14 protein-coding genes are annotated in these 15371 nt (G+C 38.4%); 9 read left to right on the top strand and 5 right to left on the bottom strand.

Translation table 11 applies throughout. The features are described 5' to 3' along the window. The first annotated feature begins 44 nt into the window (after positions 1–44). Together AAEU29_RS11870 and rimJ are read left to right on the top strand one after the other, a co-directional pair. Complete coding sequence (locus AAEU29_RS11870) at positions 45–959, top strand: hypothetical protein (RefSeq protein WP_421973543.1); 915 nt, start codon at positions 45–47, stop codon at positions 957–959. Continuing rightward, positions 956–1507: a ribosomal protein S5-alanine N-acetyltransferase gene (rimJ, locus tag AAEU29_RS11875; protein WP_421973544.1), complete on the top strand. Its 552-nt coding sequence runs from the start codon at positions 956–958 to the stop codon at positions 1505–1507. The genes AAEU29_RS11870 and rimJ overlap by 4 nt, the downstream gene beginning before the upstream one ends. A gap of 15 nt (positions 1508–1522) precedes the next feature. Here the strand turns inward: rimJ and AAEU29_RS11880 are convergent, their stop codons facing one another. After that, a complete protein-coding gene (locus AAEU29_RS11880) occupies positions 1523–1927 on the bottom strand; it encodes a hypothetical protein (protein ID WP_421973545.1) in 405 nt (134 codons plus the stop codon). Positions 1928–2111: 184 nt separating this feature from the next. Beyond that, the gene (locus tag AAEU29_RS11885) at positions 2112–2630 is read right to left on the bottom strand and encodes a GNAT family N-acetyltransferase (protein ID WP_421973546.1); all 519 of its coding nucleotides are present in this window, start codon (positions 2628–2630) and stop codon (positions 2112–2114) included. Between the two features lie 395 nt (positions 2631–3025). Between AAEU29_RS11885 and AAEU29_RS11890 the strand changes: the two genes are divergently transcribed. Then, the gene (locus AAEU29_RS11890) at positions 3026–3574 is read left to right on the top strand and encodes a YbhB/YbcL family Raf kinase inhibitor-like protein (protein WP_421973547.1); all 549 of its coding nucleotides are present in this window, start codon (positions 3026–3028) and stop codon (positions 3572–3574) included. A gap of 88 nt (positions 3575–3662) precedes the next feature. On the opposite strand, the gene AAEU29_RS11895 is transcribed toward AAEU29_RS11890, so the two are convergent. Next, on the bottom strand, positions 3663–4967 hold the full coding sequence (locus tag AAEU29_RS11895; protein WP_421973548.1) for an MDR family MFS transporter: 1305 nt from the start codon (positions 4965–4967) through the stop codon (positions 3663–3665). 314 nt (positions 4968–5281) lie between these two features. Between AAEU29_RS11895 and AAEU29_RS11900 the strand changes: the two genes are divergently transcribed. The 3 genes from AAEU29_RS11900 to AAEU29_RS11910 all read left to right on the top strand — a co-directional run bounded on the left by AAEU29_RS11900 (position 5282) and on the right by AAEU29_RS11910 (position 10220). After that, complete coding sequence (locus tag AAEU29_RS11900; RefSeq protein ID WP_274759860.1) at positions 5282–6028, top strand: class I SAM-dependent methyltransferase; 747 nt, start codon at positions 5282–5284, stop codon at positions 6026–6028. Between the two features lie 615 nt (positions 6029–6643). Further along, a complete protein-coding gene (locus AAEU29_RS11905; RefSeq protein ID WP_274759861.1) occupies positions 6644–8137 on the top strand; it encodes an arylsulfatase in 1494 nt (497 codons plus the stop codon). A gap of 307 nt (positions 8138–8444) precedes the next feature. Then, entirely contained in the window at positions 8445–10220 is a 1776-nt protein-coding gene (locus AAEU29_RS11910; RefSeq protein WP_421973549.1) for a winged helix-turn-helix domain-containing protein, read from the top strand. Between the two features lie 230 nt (positions 10221–10450). Here AAEU29_RS11910 and AAEU29_RS11915 read toward each other — a convergent pair whose 3' ends face one another. Continuing rightward, positions 10451–12109, bottom strand: coding sequence for an SUMF1/EgtB/PvdO family nonheme iron enzyme (locus AAEU29_RS11915; protein ID WP_421973550.1), 1659 nt, complete (start codon positions 12107–12109; stop codon positions 10451–10453). 512 nt (positions 12110–12621) lie between these two features. Between AAEU29_RS11915 and AAEU29_RS11920 the strand changes: the two genes are divergently transcribed. From AAEU29_RS11920 to AAEU29_RS11930, 3 genes are all read left to right on the top strand, one after another. Further along, positions 12622–13788 (top strand): GGDEF domain-containing protein, encoded by a 1167-nt coding sequence (locus AAEU29_RS11920; RefSeq protein ID WP_421973551.1) that lies wholly within the window; start codon positions 12622–12624, stop codon positions 13786–13788. 151 nt (positions 13789–13939) lie between these two features. Then, positions 13940–14380 carry a GNAT family N-acetyltransferase gene (locus AAEU29_RS11925; RefSeq protein WP_421973552.1) on the top strand — a complete coding sequence of 147 codons (441 nt, stop codon included), beginning with the start codon at positions 13940–13942 and terminating at the stop codon, positions 14378–14380. Positions 14381–14405: 25 nt separating this feature from the next. After that, positions 14406–14720 carry a DUF6419 family natural product biosynthesis protein gene (locus tag AAEU29_RS11930; RefSeq protein ID WP_421973553.1) on the top strand — a complete coding sequence of 105 codons (315 nt, stop codon included), beginning with the start codon at positions 14406–14408 and terminating at the stop codon, positions 14718–14720. On the opposite strand, the gene AAEU29_RS11935 is transcribed toward AAEU29_RS11930, so the two are convergent. After that, a complete protein-coding gene (locus AAEU29_RS11935) occupies positions 14710–15237 on the bottom strand; it encodes a DUF2799 domain-containing protein (RefSeq protein WP_421973554.1) in 528 nt (175 codons plus the stop codon). The genes AAEU29_RS11930 and AAEU29_RS11935 overlap by 11 nt on opposite strands. Positions 15238–15371: the final 134 nt, after the last annotated feature.

The following is a 15371-nucleotide window of genomic DNA, read 5'->3' on the forward strand; positions in this document are numbered from 1 at the left end:
CGGCCCGAAATTTATAATTAGAAAGAATGGATTTGAGGCATTAGGTGTCTGAACTTGAAAAGGAAAATGCAAACCCATTTAGTGGGTTAACCGCGGCGCAAAGTAAGCAGTTGCATACTTGGTATTTAAACGAAATAAATAGCCAATTAACCACGTTACTAAAAGGCAGTCAGTCAGGGAAAATTTTAGAGAAAAAGCTTAACCAAGCGCTTACCAAAGCCGCTAAACCTTTGGTAACTCAAACTACTGCAAACAGTACGCACAATTTAAACTTCAAAATTAAAAATGGCAGTGTGCTGCAAGAGCTAAAAGACACCCGTGATGTATTACAAAGCGCTCAACTGCGTATTGCTCAATTACAAAAGCAACAGCTTGAAAAAGGCGAAAGCGAACTTGCATTAGAAGCTGAAGTAAGCCGTTTGAAAGCAGAAAACCGTAATTATCGCAAACGTTTAAGCAACCTATTACAAAGCGCTGATAAACAAGGTGGCAGCTATTTAAAAGTGCATTTTGTTGGGCGTATTTTTGTGCACGCGCTCAAGTCGAGTTTTGCGGATTGGCAGCAAACTGAAAAAGGCAAAGCGTTTCAAAACAAAGATTTCTACAGCTTGTTTCCACGCGTACTTTACCGTGGCTTATTGAAAGAGTTAGAGCTGTTAATTGGTCAAAGTGATTATTCAAAAATCAACCAAACTCTTTCTAGTTATGTTTATCAAACTAAGGGTGTGCCCGTTGAAAACTGGCCTGATGAAGACCCAATTTATAACACGCGACTCATAAACCAAAAGCAAAATGAACTGCTGTTTACGCTGCGTACTCATCACGATAAGCGTAAAAACTTTGCTAACTACCTTGAGAAAAAACTCGAGAAAACGGGTTTTACGCCAATGCATGGTAGGTTATTGGTCAATTTAATTCAGCATGCCACCGACAAACAGGCACTTGACCAAAGGCAATGATACTCAAAACCAAACGTACACTTATTGATGTACCAAACAGAAATGATACACAAGCACTGCTCTTGTTTATTACCGAGAACAAGGGGCACTTAGCACCGTGGGAGCCAACGCGCGATAAGCTCTATTACACTAAAGCGAATGTGCAAAATCTAATTAATGGTTATCAAACGCACCTTAATAATCAAAGTGCATATCATTTTGCCGCTTTTGATTTTGAGCGCCGCGAAATAATGGCAATGTGTAACTTTACTAATGTGGTGCGTGGTCCTTTTCAAGCGTGCTATCTAGGTTATTGTGTTGCTGAAAAATACCAAGGGCAGGGCATTATGTCTGAGGTGGTAGAGGCAGGACTCGATTATGTTTTTAACGTGCTAAAGTTGCACCGTGTTATGGCAAACTATATGCCACATAACACAAAAAGTGCCCAGTTATTAACGCGTTTAGGTTTTGAAAAAGAAGGGTTGGCTAAGCGCTATTTAAAAATAAATGGCACATGGCAAGATCACGTTCTGACTGCCAAAATTAATCCTCACTTTATTGATGACTAGAAGGCCTATTTGAATTTATCTCCAAGGTGTTGCAGGTGCTTTTAGGTAATGTGTAACTAAATAGCCCCATGGCAGTACGAGCGGTGTAAGAATAACCCCCATAGCACACGCAAACACCAGCTCTTGTGCGTATTCATCGAGAGAGTGATTTAAATACATAGGTAAGGCATAAACTAAAAGCCAAAACACTTTCCAGATAAGCTCCAGTAAAAGCACTGGTAACATTTTAAGTGGGTACTTTATGCCGAGTAGCGAGAGAAGACAAAAGCCCATTAAGATGGCATTGATAATGGTGTCTGAATCGGCAAATCGACCAGAGCCAGAAACTACATCGGGCAGGGTAGTTACACCTAAGCCAAAGACAATAAATGCATACATTGCTCTTAACAGATAAATTCTAGCTGTGCCGACTTCATCCATAATTTTAGCTCCCTATTTATTCCAGTTTAGGTTAACTAATACTATTAGTGTCTTATAACTTAACACTTATTATTGTGAAGATGATGATTTTTCAATCAATTTATTTTTAACAAAAATTTTAAAGTAGGATCATTACAGTTATTGTGTAAAAGTTTAAAAAGGCTTTGCAACGCACTAAGTTAAATCAAAGTGTGACACGATAAATATTTAAATTTTGTTTAATACCATTTGCCACCATAAAATCGGGTATAGAGCCCACAAGGTTAGCACCAGCGCGAAGTGCGACTTTAATACTTGCATGATTTTGTTCAAGGCATCTAAATTCGATGGCGTTGGCTGATGTGTTTGCTAATAGTTTTGGTAGATACTTTACAATTTGACTAATTACACCATTGCCCTTGGCACTATCGCCAAGCCAATAACCTAATTCAGCGACATGCGTTTGTGGACAGATGGATTTAACTGCAAATACGCCACATATTTCATTGTTAAAGTAAATTTTGAACCAGTGCGCTTCATTCAAACCGTTGTTTACACGATCAAATATATATTGCTTGGCAGAATCAACACACCGCACATCTTCAACCCAGTATAAATACTCAGCCAGTCGCTCGCGATTAAGGTTTACTAACGACAAAATTGCAGATGCATCTAAAAGATTTAAGGGTCTTAAAATGATTTGAGGTGATATTTGAATAGGCAAATGAAGTCCTTTTACGTTAAATCGCCGGTAGGGTATGTTATTAAATTGTATTTAGTGAAACATGTTTAAGTTTAAATTTGAAGTTTTCACAATGCTTATTGATGAAGTTAAGAAAGTTAGCAATATCTGTTTTTTTAACAACATGTAATTTATAAGCAAGACTGGTTGTTGGTTATTAAATCTCAAAGAATCGCCTAGTACTGAAGTAATTTAACTTTAATAATGCCTTACAATTATCATAAGTGTGGAACTGCCTTCCCATTTGTTTATCAAGCTCGAGTTTAAGATCTGTTTTATATTTACGAGCTGCAAAAAACGTCCGATTATCTTAAAGCACTATGATTTTAAAAGTGTTTATGATTAACATGGGTTAATAATCAAATAAGGGACTAATCATGTTGAAACAAATTATAGGCGGTACTTTATTGTTATCAGCCGCGCAGCTTTGGGCTAATACTTTTACACTTACTAGTAATGATATTGCGAACGGTGAAATGCTTTCAAATAAGCATGTTTTTAATGGCTTTGGCTGTGAAGGTGAAAATATATCGCCGCATTTAGCGTGGAGCGGTGCACCTAAAGAGACCAAAGCGTTTGCTGTTTTTGCCTATGATCCTGATGCGCCAACTGGTAGCGGCTGGTGGCATTGGCAGGTTACAGATTTACCCGCGAGCACTTCTGAACTAGTAACTGGCGCGGGCAGTAGTTCAAGCCCAAAATTGCCAGAAGGTGCAGTACAAATTAATAACGACTTTGGAGTAAATGGCTTTGGTGGTGCGTGTCCACCAAAAGGGCATGGCATTCATCGTTATCAATTTACGGTGTTTGCGTTAGCAAAGCCGCTTGGTTTAAAAGAAAATACCAAAAGCGCGGTGGCAGGGTATATGGTGAATGCCAATACATTGGCAAAAGCAACGATTGAGGCGGTGTATAAACGCGATTAATTTATTTAAGTGTTAGGAAAAAAGGCCAGCATGTGAATGCTGGCTTTTTTGTTTCGATTGTAAAAAAACAAACTTAAAACTAAAAAATTTACGCTGTTTTAGCCGTTTGTTCAGATGCAAGCTGTTCTGTAATAAATGCAGGGCGCTTTAATTTATCCATTATGAGGTAAAGTAAAAATACCACCACAGCAATAGCACTACACACTAAAAATAGGGTTCGCCCGTCATATATATCAAGTAGTAAGCCGCCGCCTATTGGCGCAAAGGCATAACCTAAATCGTAAAATGCGGTTGCGCCAAAATATGCGCCGCGAAGATTAGTTGGCGCAATGCGGTCAACATGTACGCTCATGGTAGGGAATAAAATGGCCTCAGCAAGGCTCATAATGACCACCGCACCTAACCAACCTGCAAAAAAAGTAATTGGGTTAAAAGCAAACCAGATTTGCGAGATAATAAGTAACACCAAGCCAAAACGAATACGCACTAAAATTGGCCGCGATGCCATTAATTTAAGCAGCAAAAATTGGCAAGTAATGATCACTAACGCGTTGGTAAAGATCATTGATGAAATAAGTTCGAGCAAGTTATTTGCGCCCGCACGGGTGAGGTATTGCACCAGTGAACTATCCATTTGACCATAAATAAAAAAGCACAAAATGTTCGCCAAAATAAGGCACTGTAACAGTTTATCTTGTACTAGCACGCTGAAGGTTTGCTTAAAGCCCGTTTTTGTTTCAGGAGTTTCAGGTGTTTCGGGGCTGGGCGTGCTTTGTGCGTTATCTATATCCACTTTTGATTGAATTTTATCTTGATGTTTAAACCCCCAGGTTAATAACACAAGTAATAAAGCAAAGGCGTAAACAGTAATAAAAAAGCTCGATTGCTCGCCAGTTAAACCAAGCCAAACCCCCAGCATTGGGCCTACCGCACAGCCAACATTAACCGCAAAATAGAGCGATTGCATCGCAAGTTCGCGAGTTGCTTTATCAACAATAATATCGCCAATTAAAGCCGATGCCAGCGGTCGCCAAAGAGAGGTGGCAATAGAGCAAAGCGTAATCACAATGGTAAACATTAAGATTGTGTCGGCGACGGCAAGCAAACTAAACGAGACAATATAAAGTACACCTGTGGCATACATCATAGGCTTGCGGCCAAGCTTATCTGAAAGGGTGCTACCAACAAAACTGACAAACACCGAAATAACCGCAGCGAGCGACAATACAGAACCGACTTCAGTTGCCGAAAGGGCAAACTTTTTATACAGAATCACTGCCAAAAATGGCCAAACCATATAAAAGCTACCGCGCGTTATAAATGAGCCAAATAGCATAATCCACATTAAAGGCGGGAATTGCTTTATACGAGAAATTGAAATATCACTGTTCATTAATTTGTTCTTATTGCTGAGAAAAATGGCATGCTAAAACCTCAAGTTGGCTTTAGGTCAAGCCATAATTTAAAAACTATTTCTTATTGACTTCAGTTTATTCATCTCATTTGAGCAGAGGTTAGTAGCGCGATAAAAACCTTAAAAATAAAGGCCGATTAAGAGATAAAACTAAAATTTAGTTAAAAAGAAAATAAACCTCAGTGTAACTCTGATTCTTAGAGGGAAGATAGGGGTTTTTGGCATAAAAAATGGAACTTTCTTCAATACAGCTAAAAAAAAACACGTATTTAAACAAGTATTGGAGATTTGCAATGCAAAATGCGAAAGAAAATAGGTTTGTGGAATTATATCGCGATACGGCACGCGGAAAACTAGATTCACCTGACAGCTATAAAGGCTTACCAATTCATGCCTATAAAGGGTTGCATCATCGGGCGGGTGAGCTGATTAATCAATACAGTGATGTAAATAATGCTGAGGTGCTTGATATAGCCTCAGGCTCGGGTGCGATGACACTACGTTTAATAGAGCAAGGCGCTAAGGTAAATGCCGTTGATATTGTTGAAGAAAATTTTCGCGTTAAAGATCAAAAATGCACATTTCATAATTTAAATTTGAATGATGACTTTTCCGCTAATTTTGAAAATCAATTTGATACTATTGTTGCTCTTGAAATTATTGAACATATTAACAACTCACGGCATTTTATCAAAAATTGTGAAAAGCTATTAAAACCGGGAGGCATACTCGTGCTCTCAACACCAAATATTAGCTCTGATTTAGCTTTAGCTGAGTTTATTTGTAAGGGCACTTTTCCTTATTTTAACGATGATTATTATCATCACGGTGGGCATATAAATCCCGTTACAGAATGGCAGCTTAAATTACTGCTAGAAGACCATAATTTAAACGTTAAATATCAAGAAAGTTTTGGTAAACCGGTGGTGACGTTTAAAGCTTGGCCAAAACTTTATTTGGCATATAAGGTGGTTGCTGCGTTAAGGAAGGGTCAAAGCAGGCCAAACGGAGTGATAAACCTTTTTGTAGTAACTAAGTAACTAAACTTATTAAGGTTATTTAAGCGTCACTGGTTGTTAACTCAACAAACCGAATAACGTAACTTTGCTAAGATGTCAGCTATTAAGGCTTTTTGCTAAAAGGAAAGCGCTAAGTGTTGCATTTTATATACTCAGGGTTTTTAAATCGCCAAGTTTGCACTATTAGTGATTTGGCGTATTTAAAAATAGAGTTTTACTGCGACTGTAAACAATAAAAGGTGATGTAATTCATTTTTGTAATGTTTTTATATAACGCTATTTATCAATCTAATAAGGTTAAAGCTATGTATAAATGCGTCCAATCTTTAAAGAGTCTATCAAGGAAAAAAGACATTAAATGACAGCAATGGCTTTTTGTTGAATTCAAAAACAGTGATTAGTTTTATATTTTGGGACGAGCAGTGGGCTATGTTTGTTCCTAATTTTCTTGTAAGGTAGAAATTGAGAAATGCTTGTAAAGTGGGCATTTAATCTTGGTTAGTTACAAAAATGGTGTTTATTCTTTTTGGATGTTAAACATCTGCCCATGCTGGCTTTTCGTAATCAAGGTTTGCTGTGTGAGTGCATTTAGAAAACAAATTCAACTTAGACTTCAATAATCTACAAGGAGAAGTAATGAAATTACCATTAGTCAGTGTGTTAGCTGGGCTACTTTCGTTGTCAGCCCATGCGAAAGACCCAAACGTTCTCGCCATTATGGTGGATGATGTGGCGCAGGTTTCTTTAAGTGCCTATTCACATGGCATGACCTACAACACGCCCAACATCGACCGAATTGCCAACGAAGGTGCCTTATTTACCGACCATTATGCCCAGCCAAGTTGTACCGCAGGACGCGCTGCGTTTTTAATGGGGCAATTACCAGTGCGCACAGGACTGACAACTGTGGGTCAGCCCGGCAATCCTTTAGGCATTAAAGAAGCTGATCCAACGATTGCTGAGTTTTTAAAAGACAAAGGCTACATGACAGCGCAATTTGGTAAAAACCATTTAGGCGACCTTGATGAGCACTTGCCAACGCGCCATGGTTTTGATGAGTTTTATGGCAATTTGTATCATTTGAATGTGTCAGAAGAACCTGAGCAGGAAGACTACCCAAAAACAAAAGAGTTTAAGAAAAAATTTGGCCCGCGCGGTGTGATTGAAGCGTACGCCGATGGCCGCATAATTGATACAGGCCCGCTAACGCGTAAACGCATGGAAACATTCGATGAAGAAGTGTTAGCACGAAGCCTAGATTTTATGGAGCGTGCGGTTAAAGCAGATAAACCCTTCTTTATTTGGCATGCGCCAAGTCGTATGCATGTTTACACGCGCTTAAAACCAGAGAGCCGTCATCTTGCCACTCATATTAGCTCTGAAGAAGATGTTTTCGGTAGCGGTTTATTAGAGCACGATGGTCATGTAGGGCAGCTTCTTGATAAACTCGATGAGTTAAAAATTGCCGACAATACAATTGTAATTTACACCACAGATAATGGCCCTGAGCAAAGTTCGTGGCCTGATGCGGGTACAACCAAATTCCGCGGTGAAAAAATGACGACATGGGAAGGTGGTGTGCGTGTGCCGTTTATGGTGCGTTGGCCGAAAAAAATACCAGCAGGTTTAAAGCTTAACGGTATTTCCTCGCATGAAGATGTATTTCCAACCATTGCTGCAGCGGTTGGTGAGAAAAACTTACGTAAAGCAATGGAAAAAGAGTTTAATGTATATATCGATGGTGAAAACAACCTTGATTATTGGCGTGGCAAAAGCAAAAAATCTGCACGTAATCACTTCTTTTATTATTACGAATCGCAGTTAACTGCAATTCGTGTTGGCCCTTGGAAAATGCACTTTGCATCAAAACCTGGTGGTCGTTACTACGAAGATTTGGTTACCCACACCATGCCTAAACTGTTTAATCTACGTAAAGATCCAATGGAACATTACGATGGCGTAACAGGCTTTCATCAAATCATGAAAAAGAGCTGGGTATTTCAACCTGCAATTGCGATGCTAACGGAGCATATTAAAACATTTGAAAAGTTCCCACCGCGCCAAGAAGCAGCGTCGCTAAATATTAATGAGGCGATTAAAAAAGCAAAATCGGTATCGACAACACGATAATCACATAAACCCACTTGGCATTTGCTAAGTGGGTTTTACCATCTAGGTTTAACTCAATTTCGAATTAATAAAATTTAACCTCTGCCGTTAGGTTTATTTGTGATGGCTTATTTGCATAAGTAAAGTAAACAAGCTTTTTTGCTTTTACGCATCTTTTACTTAAAACTCATTTTTGACCTATCACTTTACCCGGCCAAACAGGGCGTGTTGTATTTGATTTACACCTTGTTGCAAATTACTCTTAAATTGCTTTGCTAAAGTAATTGCCTAAACGTTAAACTGGTTGGCAAAAAGCAACATTGAACCCATGCGTTACCAAATAAAACACTTTGAATTTGATGCCAATAATTTAGTACTGAGCCACAACCGCCAGCCTGTTTCAATTCGTCATAATGAAGCACTTTTGCTAAAGCTTTTCATCGAAAATACTGGCAAGGTGCTTAGCAAAGACGAAATATTAACGCATATTTGGCAAGGTAAAGTGGTATCTGAGCAGGCGGTATTTCAAAACATTAGTCATTTACGCAATATTTTTGGTGCAGATGCCATTAAAACCTATGCAAAACGCGGCTATGAGTGGCAATTACCAATTCAGCAATTAAATGAACATACCAAGCAAATTGAGCAAATAGCTAAAGAACCCACAACAACTAAATCGTCTCAATCAGTCATTCTGATAGTAAGTATATTGCTTATGTTAGTTTTGGTAGCCGTGTTAAATATTAATACAGCGCCAAAGCGCAGCTTGGCGCTTATCCCGTTTGAAAATAACTGTGAGCAGTCGGTTAATCTGGTAGATGTAATAGACTTTAATGTTACAACGATCAACAAGATAGAAACGAACCGCTTTAATGCAACACAAATTTTAAGCTATAAATCTTTATCTGCAGAACACCCATTAATTCTTACTGGTGAAATGAGCAAAGCAGGTGAGGGTTGTTTGATTGATTTCAAGTTAGTTGGTCCAAAAGGGCAGTGGCAGGGGCAAATAATTGCTGATAGTGAAGCTGCGGCAATAAATAAACTGAACAGCCATTTATCCCAAAACGTTATGTTTGATTGGGTAAATGTACCAGCTACCCCAAGTGTAAAACTTGCTATGCTAACGCTTGCACACCAAGAGCACGCTGAAGACTTAATAGTTTTGCATCAATTGGCAAATACGTACTTACAAAGTAATAAGCTTGATACCGCCATGAGCCTTGCAGATAAACTTGAGCAATTAGCTAAGCAGCAACACAATCAAGTACAACAGGGTAATGCACTATTACTGCAAAGCACCATATTAACTCGTAAAGAATTGGTTGAACTGAGTAACCATAAATTGGATGAGGCGATATCTGCATATGCTCAGATAAATGATCACAAACGCCTTGCTGATGCGTTTAATGCAAAGTCTTGGCTTAATCACCTTGATAATGATTATAGCAGCGTTAAACATAGCTTATTAACATCAGCAGAGCACGCGCTTCTAGTGAATGATATAGAGCGTGAGCTTCATGCGCTTACTTATTTGTCAGTAATGGCGCATAAGCATAAAAATCAAAGCGATAAATACCTCTATTTACAACTTGCTGAAAGCAAAATGAAGGCATATAACTTACCGCAATATCACTATGCGAAAGTACCTTTTCACTATGCCATTTATGCCGATAATCCAGCAGATAAAGAGCCTCATTTAAAACGCGTTTTAGAATATACAGAGCTTACGCCAGATCACTGGGTAGCACAGTCTAGCCGTAAACAATTACTCGATTACTATTTAGATACTGAACGTTTAGCGCTTGCAAAAGCCTTGGTTGAACCACTAACAAATACCACACCGCAAAATATGTTATTAAAAGCGCGTTTAGCTCTTGCTGAAAAAGACTATGTAGCATTTGAACAGCTTGGTAAAGAGGCATTTGAGCAAGCACAGCTAGCAGGTAGTTTAGAATTAAGTTTGGATATTGCACTACTTCTTTGTAATGACCCAAAAGAGCAAATTAACCATGATTTTTATTTTGATTACATTAATCAAAATGCGACAGCAAATTGGTCTAAACGTAATCAAACCAAACTTCATGCGTTAAATAATATTTAGTGTTAAATGAAGTGGGATTTTAATTAAGAGATTTCATTTCAAAGCGAATTAGCTTGTCAAAAGTAATAAATCTAAAGTTTGCTTAATTCTGTTTGTTCTAAAGCAAAAATAAAACGTTATCGGGGAAACCTGGCTATGTATATTTCATACATAGCCAGAGAGTTTTACTGTCATTTATCGACTTACAAGTACACAAAATGACTATTCGTTCAACACCCTTCAATAAGATGCTATTGGCTTTCTTTAAGTGCAAGCCAATTTAATTTCCAATGACTGTCTAAAGACTTAAGTGTAAGTGTATGCTTACCTTTTGGTAAGTTAACTTTATCTTTAGATTGGGTTTGCCAATCGTGGTAGCCACCCGTCTTTTTAACAGCTGCAGTCGTTAGCTTTTTATCACCTAAATACAGCTCAAAACCTTTAGTTTCGTTAGGTGTGGCAACGCGATAATGCAATGTGTAATCACCGGCTTTTGTCACATCAATTTGGTAGACCATAGTTGCATCGCTTTCGATACCATTTCGGCCAGTGAGGTTATGCCCGCGAGACTCATCAGAGGTTAAAGTCACACTTGCACCTGTAATGCTTTTAGCCCATTCAGCTTCAATCTGGCCTGGAATTTTACTCCAGCCAGTTTCGGTCGCAATTGGGTCACTATAAGGCCCTTGTAGGTGGTTTTTAACGGCAACCACTGTAAACTCAACACTGTGTTGCGTGTCTGAAACATAACGATAAAACGGGGTTTTGATGTTGGTTGCAACCAGTTTGAACATCGCATCTTTCACATCATTTTTATAAACACGATAGCCAGTTACGTCGCTGTCGTCACTTTTATCCCAGCTTAAAAATACGATATCGCCTTGTTGTTTTAATGCGACGTTTTCTACTTTGTTAGGCAGTGAAGCAATTAAATCACGGCGTGCTTGCTCATTTTGTTGTGCGTGTATCAGCTCTTTTTGAAAAAGCTTTGTGGTTTTAGAAAGTTTCGGCGCTTTGCCATCTAACGCGATACGGAAACCATCAACACCACCGGCAAAATCAACAGGAATTCGGCCTCGATTTGTCAGCGGCCAATGATCCCAGTGCCAACTTGCACCACGGGTAGAGCGACGCTCGCAGTTTTCAGACTCACTTGGTGCGCCTGTTTTCGAGGCATTGTTATAGTTTTCAACATAGCAATCGGCAACAAATTCTAATACGTTTGACAGCATATCGTGTAAACCAAATGGATTAGGTTTATACATGCCGACGATACTTGCGCGTGCAGCCCCATCGGAACAGTGATTGATGCCTGTGCTCCAATTAACATAGCTGGTGTTAGTTTGGGTTTGCAAAATGCTCTCGCCGTAATAGTCTGCCGTGTTTTCAAATTGGCATACTTCTGTTTTATTTGGGTCATCACCAAAATAATATTTTGTGTCAGTACCGGCACGCGCTGCATATTCCCATTCGGCTTCACTTGCAAGGCGATAAGGTTTGCCGGTTTCTTTTGCAAGCCAATCAACATAGGCTTTTGCGGCATTCCAATTAATACACACCACAGGTTGATATTCGCTGGTGTTGAGTGCATTGGTTTGCCAATTCCCTTTACTGGCTGGTTTAAACCAACCGTCTAATTCATGGCGACATTCGGTGGGGGCTTCATAATTAGTGGCTGTGATAAATCGGCTAAACTCCTTCACCGTGACTTCATATTTGCCTAGGCTAAACTCAGTTAAATCGACTTGATGAACAGGTTGCGTGCTTTCACGATCTAAAGAGCCCATTTCAAAACTGCCAGCAGGGATTGTTACCATAATTGGTTCAATAGGTTTTACTTTGTTTGCTGCTACAGCATTAAAACCGATAGGTGTTAAACATAATGCCAAGAACAGGTTATTTAATTTCATTTGTGTCATTCCTAAATGATTGTTTTAAACACTGAGCTAGCATTACCTGTTGTGAATTTTGGGTCTTAAAAAATAGTTATAACCTGCCAAAAATAGAAAAATTATAGAACTTAACGTAATAACGGAATCTTACTTGTTATTTAAGCTATTAATAAAATTGAAGTTTATTTATTCCTTGGAAAATGAGGCTATTTTTTAGAACGATTAAATATTACGACTATTTAGCGCTGTTTACGTTTGAATGCATTTTTAATTAAGCGTAATAATTTAAATTTAATAGCTAGTTTAAAAGCTTTGGGATATTTAAAAGATGAGTGAATAATATTTAAAAAGTGTATTCAAATAGGGTACCTTATCCATTAATGCGTTTTATTGAATATTAGTTATGTTCCCGTTCATTTATTGATCTAGGTTAATCACTCTCATTAAATATACAGATAGACTCGTTTCGATTTGGTGATTATTGCGTCAATTATCATGATAGCGCAGCAAAAGAAAAAGCGAGAAAATGTATGGAACCGACACCGCTAAGCGATGTGTATACTGAACAAAGCGAGCCTTTAACCTTACTCAAAAAATTAAAACTACAAACCTATTTTAGTTTAGAAAACAACCCTTTAATTGAGCTTGTTTCATCCAATACTCACTCAGTCGATTTTACTCATAAACGCTCCGAATACATTCGCGGAAGACTGTGGATTATGTGCATGTTTTTCGCGTTTTCAGTACCTGCTTTCTCTTTTTTTGATTTTTTAACGCTTGATTATCAACACGCTGAAATATTGTTGGTTGCAAGATTAACGCTTTCTATTAGTTTGTTTATTATGGCCTATCGAGTAAAGCGTTCTTCTTCTGTAAGCCTAATAAAACACGTTATAGCGCTTTCATTTTTTCTGCCTGCATTATTTTACTTTTCTATTATGTTTACCTTTTCTTCGCTTCAAGAAGTACCGCTTATTTTTACCATGATGCCGTATTTAATTTTAGCGATGATAGGCCTTTTCCCGCTCACAATTCGCGGCGGACTAATTTTAATAAGTTTGATTTTTATTCCGTTTATGCTGGTGCAAGTGCACTTTTTTCAAGGTGACTATTGGCAGATGTTTAATGCTGTGTGGCTTTTTATACTGTTTGCTGGCATTAGTTTGTGGCTGCAAATAGCTCAGCTTTCTATGTTGATGAATTTGTACCGCGAATCCACCATTGACCCGTTAACTAAGCTGATTAATCGCCGTGTCATGCTACGCCGTATTGAGATGTTAAAAGCACATGCAACGCGTTTTAGTGTGGTGATGTTTGATCTCGATAGATTCAAACGCATTAATGACACATACGGCCACCTTGCAGGTGATAAAGTGCTAAAAGTGGCATCTAACATCATCAAAAAAAATTTAACGCGCAGTGATATTGTGGCGCGATACGGTGGCGAAGAGTTTGTGGCAATCTTGCCAAATACCAGTGCGATTGAAGCCATTAAAAAAGCTGAGTTAATAGCATCGTCATTAAAGGCTTCAAAAATTACAATGAGTAATAATGAAGAAATTACTGTTACATCAAGCATTGGTGTAACGGCATACCAACAGGGTGAAGCTATCGAAGCCCTATTTAAACGGGTTGATGACTTACTTTACGATGCAAAAGAGTTGGGGCGCGATAGAGTAGTATCGGACATAAACTAAAGTTACAGATTTACTTGTTATCTAGTCAGCCATAAAGATTATCAGGTTATTTGCTGGAGCTTTTTTAAAACGGAATTAAATAAGTGTTCCAATTCGATTCGTAAAATTAATAGCGATATACTGACACGCCATAACTATTACAAAGTGACTTATGTATTCAATCAAAGTGGGTGAATTAACGGATATTGCCGTTATTGAAGCACAAATCCCAGAGTTCACATCGCCAAAACAGTTGGCAGATATTCAGGCGCGTATTAACAGCACGCAATATTTGTTATTGGTTACATATTTTAATCAAGAGCCTGTGGGTTATAAGCTAGGATATGCATTAAGCGATAAGGTTTTTTACAGTTGGTTAGGCGCTGTTTTGCCTTCACATCGTGGGCATGGCCTTGCACAAAAAATGCTAGAGGCACAAGAGCGCTGGATAATCGAACATAATTACTCATATGTTCAAGTGAAAACCATGAACCGCTTTCGTGCTATGCTCGGTATGCTTATTAAAAATAATTACCATATTATTGATATAGAAAAAGCATCATCATCGCTAGATGTTAAAATCCGTTTTGAAAAGTGTTTGATTAACGCTTAGTTTAAAAAGATTGCAAGGAAGCAAAATGGTTAATGTATTAATTGGCTTTGTGTTGTGTTTATCTGTGGTATTCGGTGTTATTTCTGCTGCGGCGTTTACACCTGCCATTGGTTTTGCGTTTATTTTTATTTTGTTTGCTGGAGTGCTCGGTTATTTTGGATATTTGCAATCAAGCTTGCTGTTAATTCTGATTAATTCATTAGCTATAATTGCAAGCCCAGGCATTGTGAATGCAACTCTCTCATCACTCATTTTGCTCGCTATTTTATACATATCTGCGTTTTCTGGTGTGATGATTGGTGTACGTAAATTACAAAAGCATGTTCAAATTAAAACATGACCTCGTAGAGTACTTGAGGCACCCGCAAACGGTCTATTTGTCTTTCTAAATCACGGATATCATGACGGATTTCGCGTTTTATATCTTCGTTCGGCTCATTTCGGTATTGTTCTTTTAAGCGATAAATTCGGTTTTCAAGCGCACTTATTTCTGTCGCAATATCATACTGGCGTTTTCCTTTGTTGTAGTTTTTTACAAACCCCTCACTTAAACAAACACCATTATAAGTTTGGCCTGCACGGCCCACACGATAACCATTTTCAGGTGTGCAGTACATTTGATTGCCTTTTTCGTAACCTGCTTGCCACCTTTGGATATTCACATTGATATTGAGTTCGGCACACGCTTGGCTGTAATCGTTGACACGATCTCGTTTTAAACCGCTTTGGCCATCACTAAAACCAAGGTTATACCAATCAGCAGTTTTGCACTTTTCTGGCGAAATTGCGGCGCATCCATTTAGTGTTAAATAAACGAATATCAGGGGTGTTGTTTTAAGCGCTGAAAGTATTGTCATAAATGCTATTTTTTGTGGTAACTGTTTCTAACATAGAAATCATTCGATGAATCCTAACTGAATAGCAAAAAATTAATATCTGTACATATTTTGCAATACATTCTCACTTTCAAAGGGTCAACAAGAGGAGTAGC

It is taken from the genome of Pseudoalteromonas aquimarina, assembly GCF_049257255.1.
Taxonomy (GTDB): domain Bacteria; phylum Pseudomonadota; class Gammaproteobacteria; order Enterobacterales; family Alteromonadaceae; genus Pseudoalteromonas.

Excerpts from the sequence above, each read along its gene's own strand:
- AAEU29_RS11910 (WP_421973549.1), top strand. The coding sequence starts at position 8,445 with ATGCGTTACCAAATAAAACACTTTGAATTTGATGCCAATAATTTAGTA.
- AAEU29_RS11880 (WP_421973545.1), bottom strand. The coding sequence starts at position 1,927 with ATGGATGAAGTCGGCACAGCTAGAATTTATCTGTTAAGAGCAATGTAT.
- rimJ (WP_421973544.1), top strand. The coding sequence starts at position 956 with ATGATACTCAAAACCAAACGTACACTTATTGATGTACCAAACAGAAAT.
- AAEU29_RS11925 (WP_421973552.1), top strand. The coding sequence starts at position 13,940 with ATGTATTCAATCAAAGTGGGTGAATTAACGGATATTGCCGTTATTGAA.
- AAEU29_RS11900 (WP_274759860.1), top strand. The coding sequence starts at position 5,282 with ATGCAAAATGCGAAAGAAAATAGGTTTGTGGAATTATATCGCGATACG.
- AAEU29_RS11895 (WP_421973548.1), bottom strand. The coding sequence starts at position 4,967 with ATGAACAGTGATATTTCAATTTCTCGTATAAAGCAATTCCCGCCTTTA.
- AAEU29_RS11890 (WP_421973547.1), top strand. The coding sequence starts at position 3,026 with ATGTTGAAACAAATTATAGGCGGTACTTTATTGTTATCAGCCGCGCAG.
- AAEU29_RS11915 (WP_421973550.1), bottom strand. The coding sequence starts at position 12,109 with ATGAAATTAAATAACCTGTTCTTGGCATTATGTTTAACACCTATCGGT.
- AAEU29_RS11920 (WP_421973551.1), top strand. The coding sequence starts at position 12,622 with ATGGAACCGACACCGCTAAGCGATGTGTATACTGAACAAAGCGAGCCT.
- AAEU29_RS11935 (WP_421973554.1), bottom strand. The coding sequence starts at position 15,237 with ATGACAATACTTTCAGCGCTTAAAACAACACCCCTGATATTCGTTTAT.
- AAEU29_RS11930 (WP_421973553.1), top strand. The coding sequence starts at position 14,406 with ATGGTTAATGTATTAATTGGCTTTGTGTTGTGTTTATCTGTGGTATTC.
- AAEU29_RS11905 (WP_274759861.1), top strand. The coding sequence starts at position 6,644 with ATGAAATTACCATTAGTCAGTGTGTTAGCTGGGCTACTTTCGTTGTCA.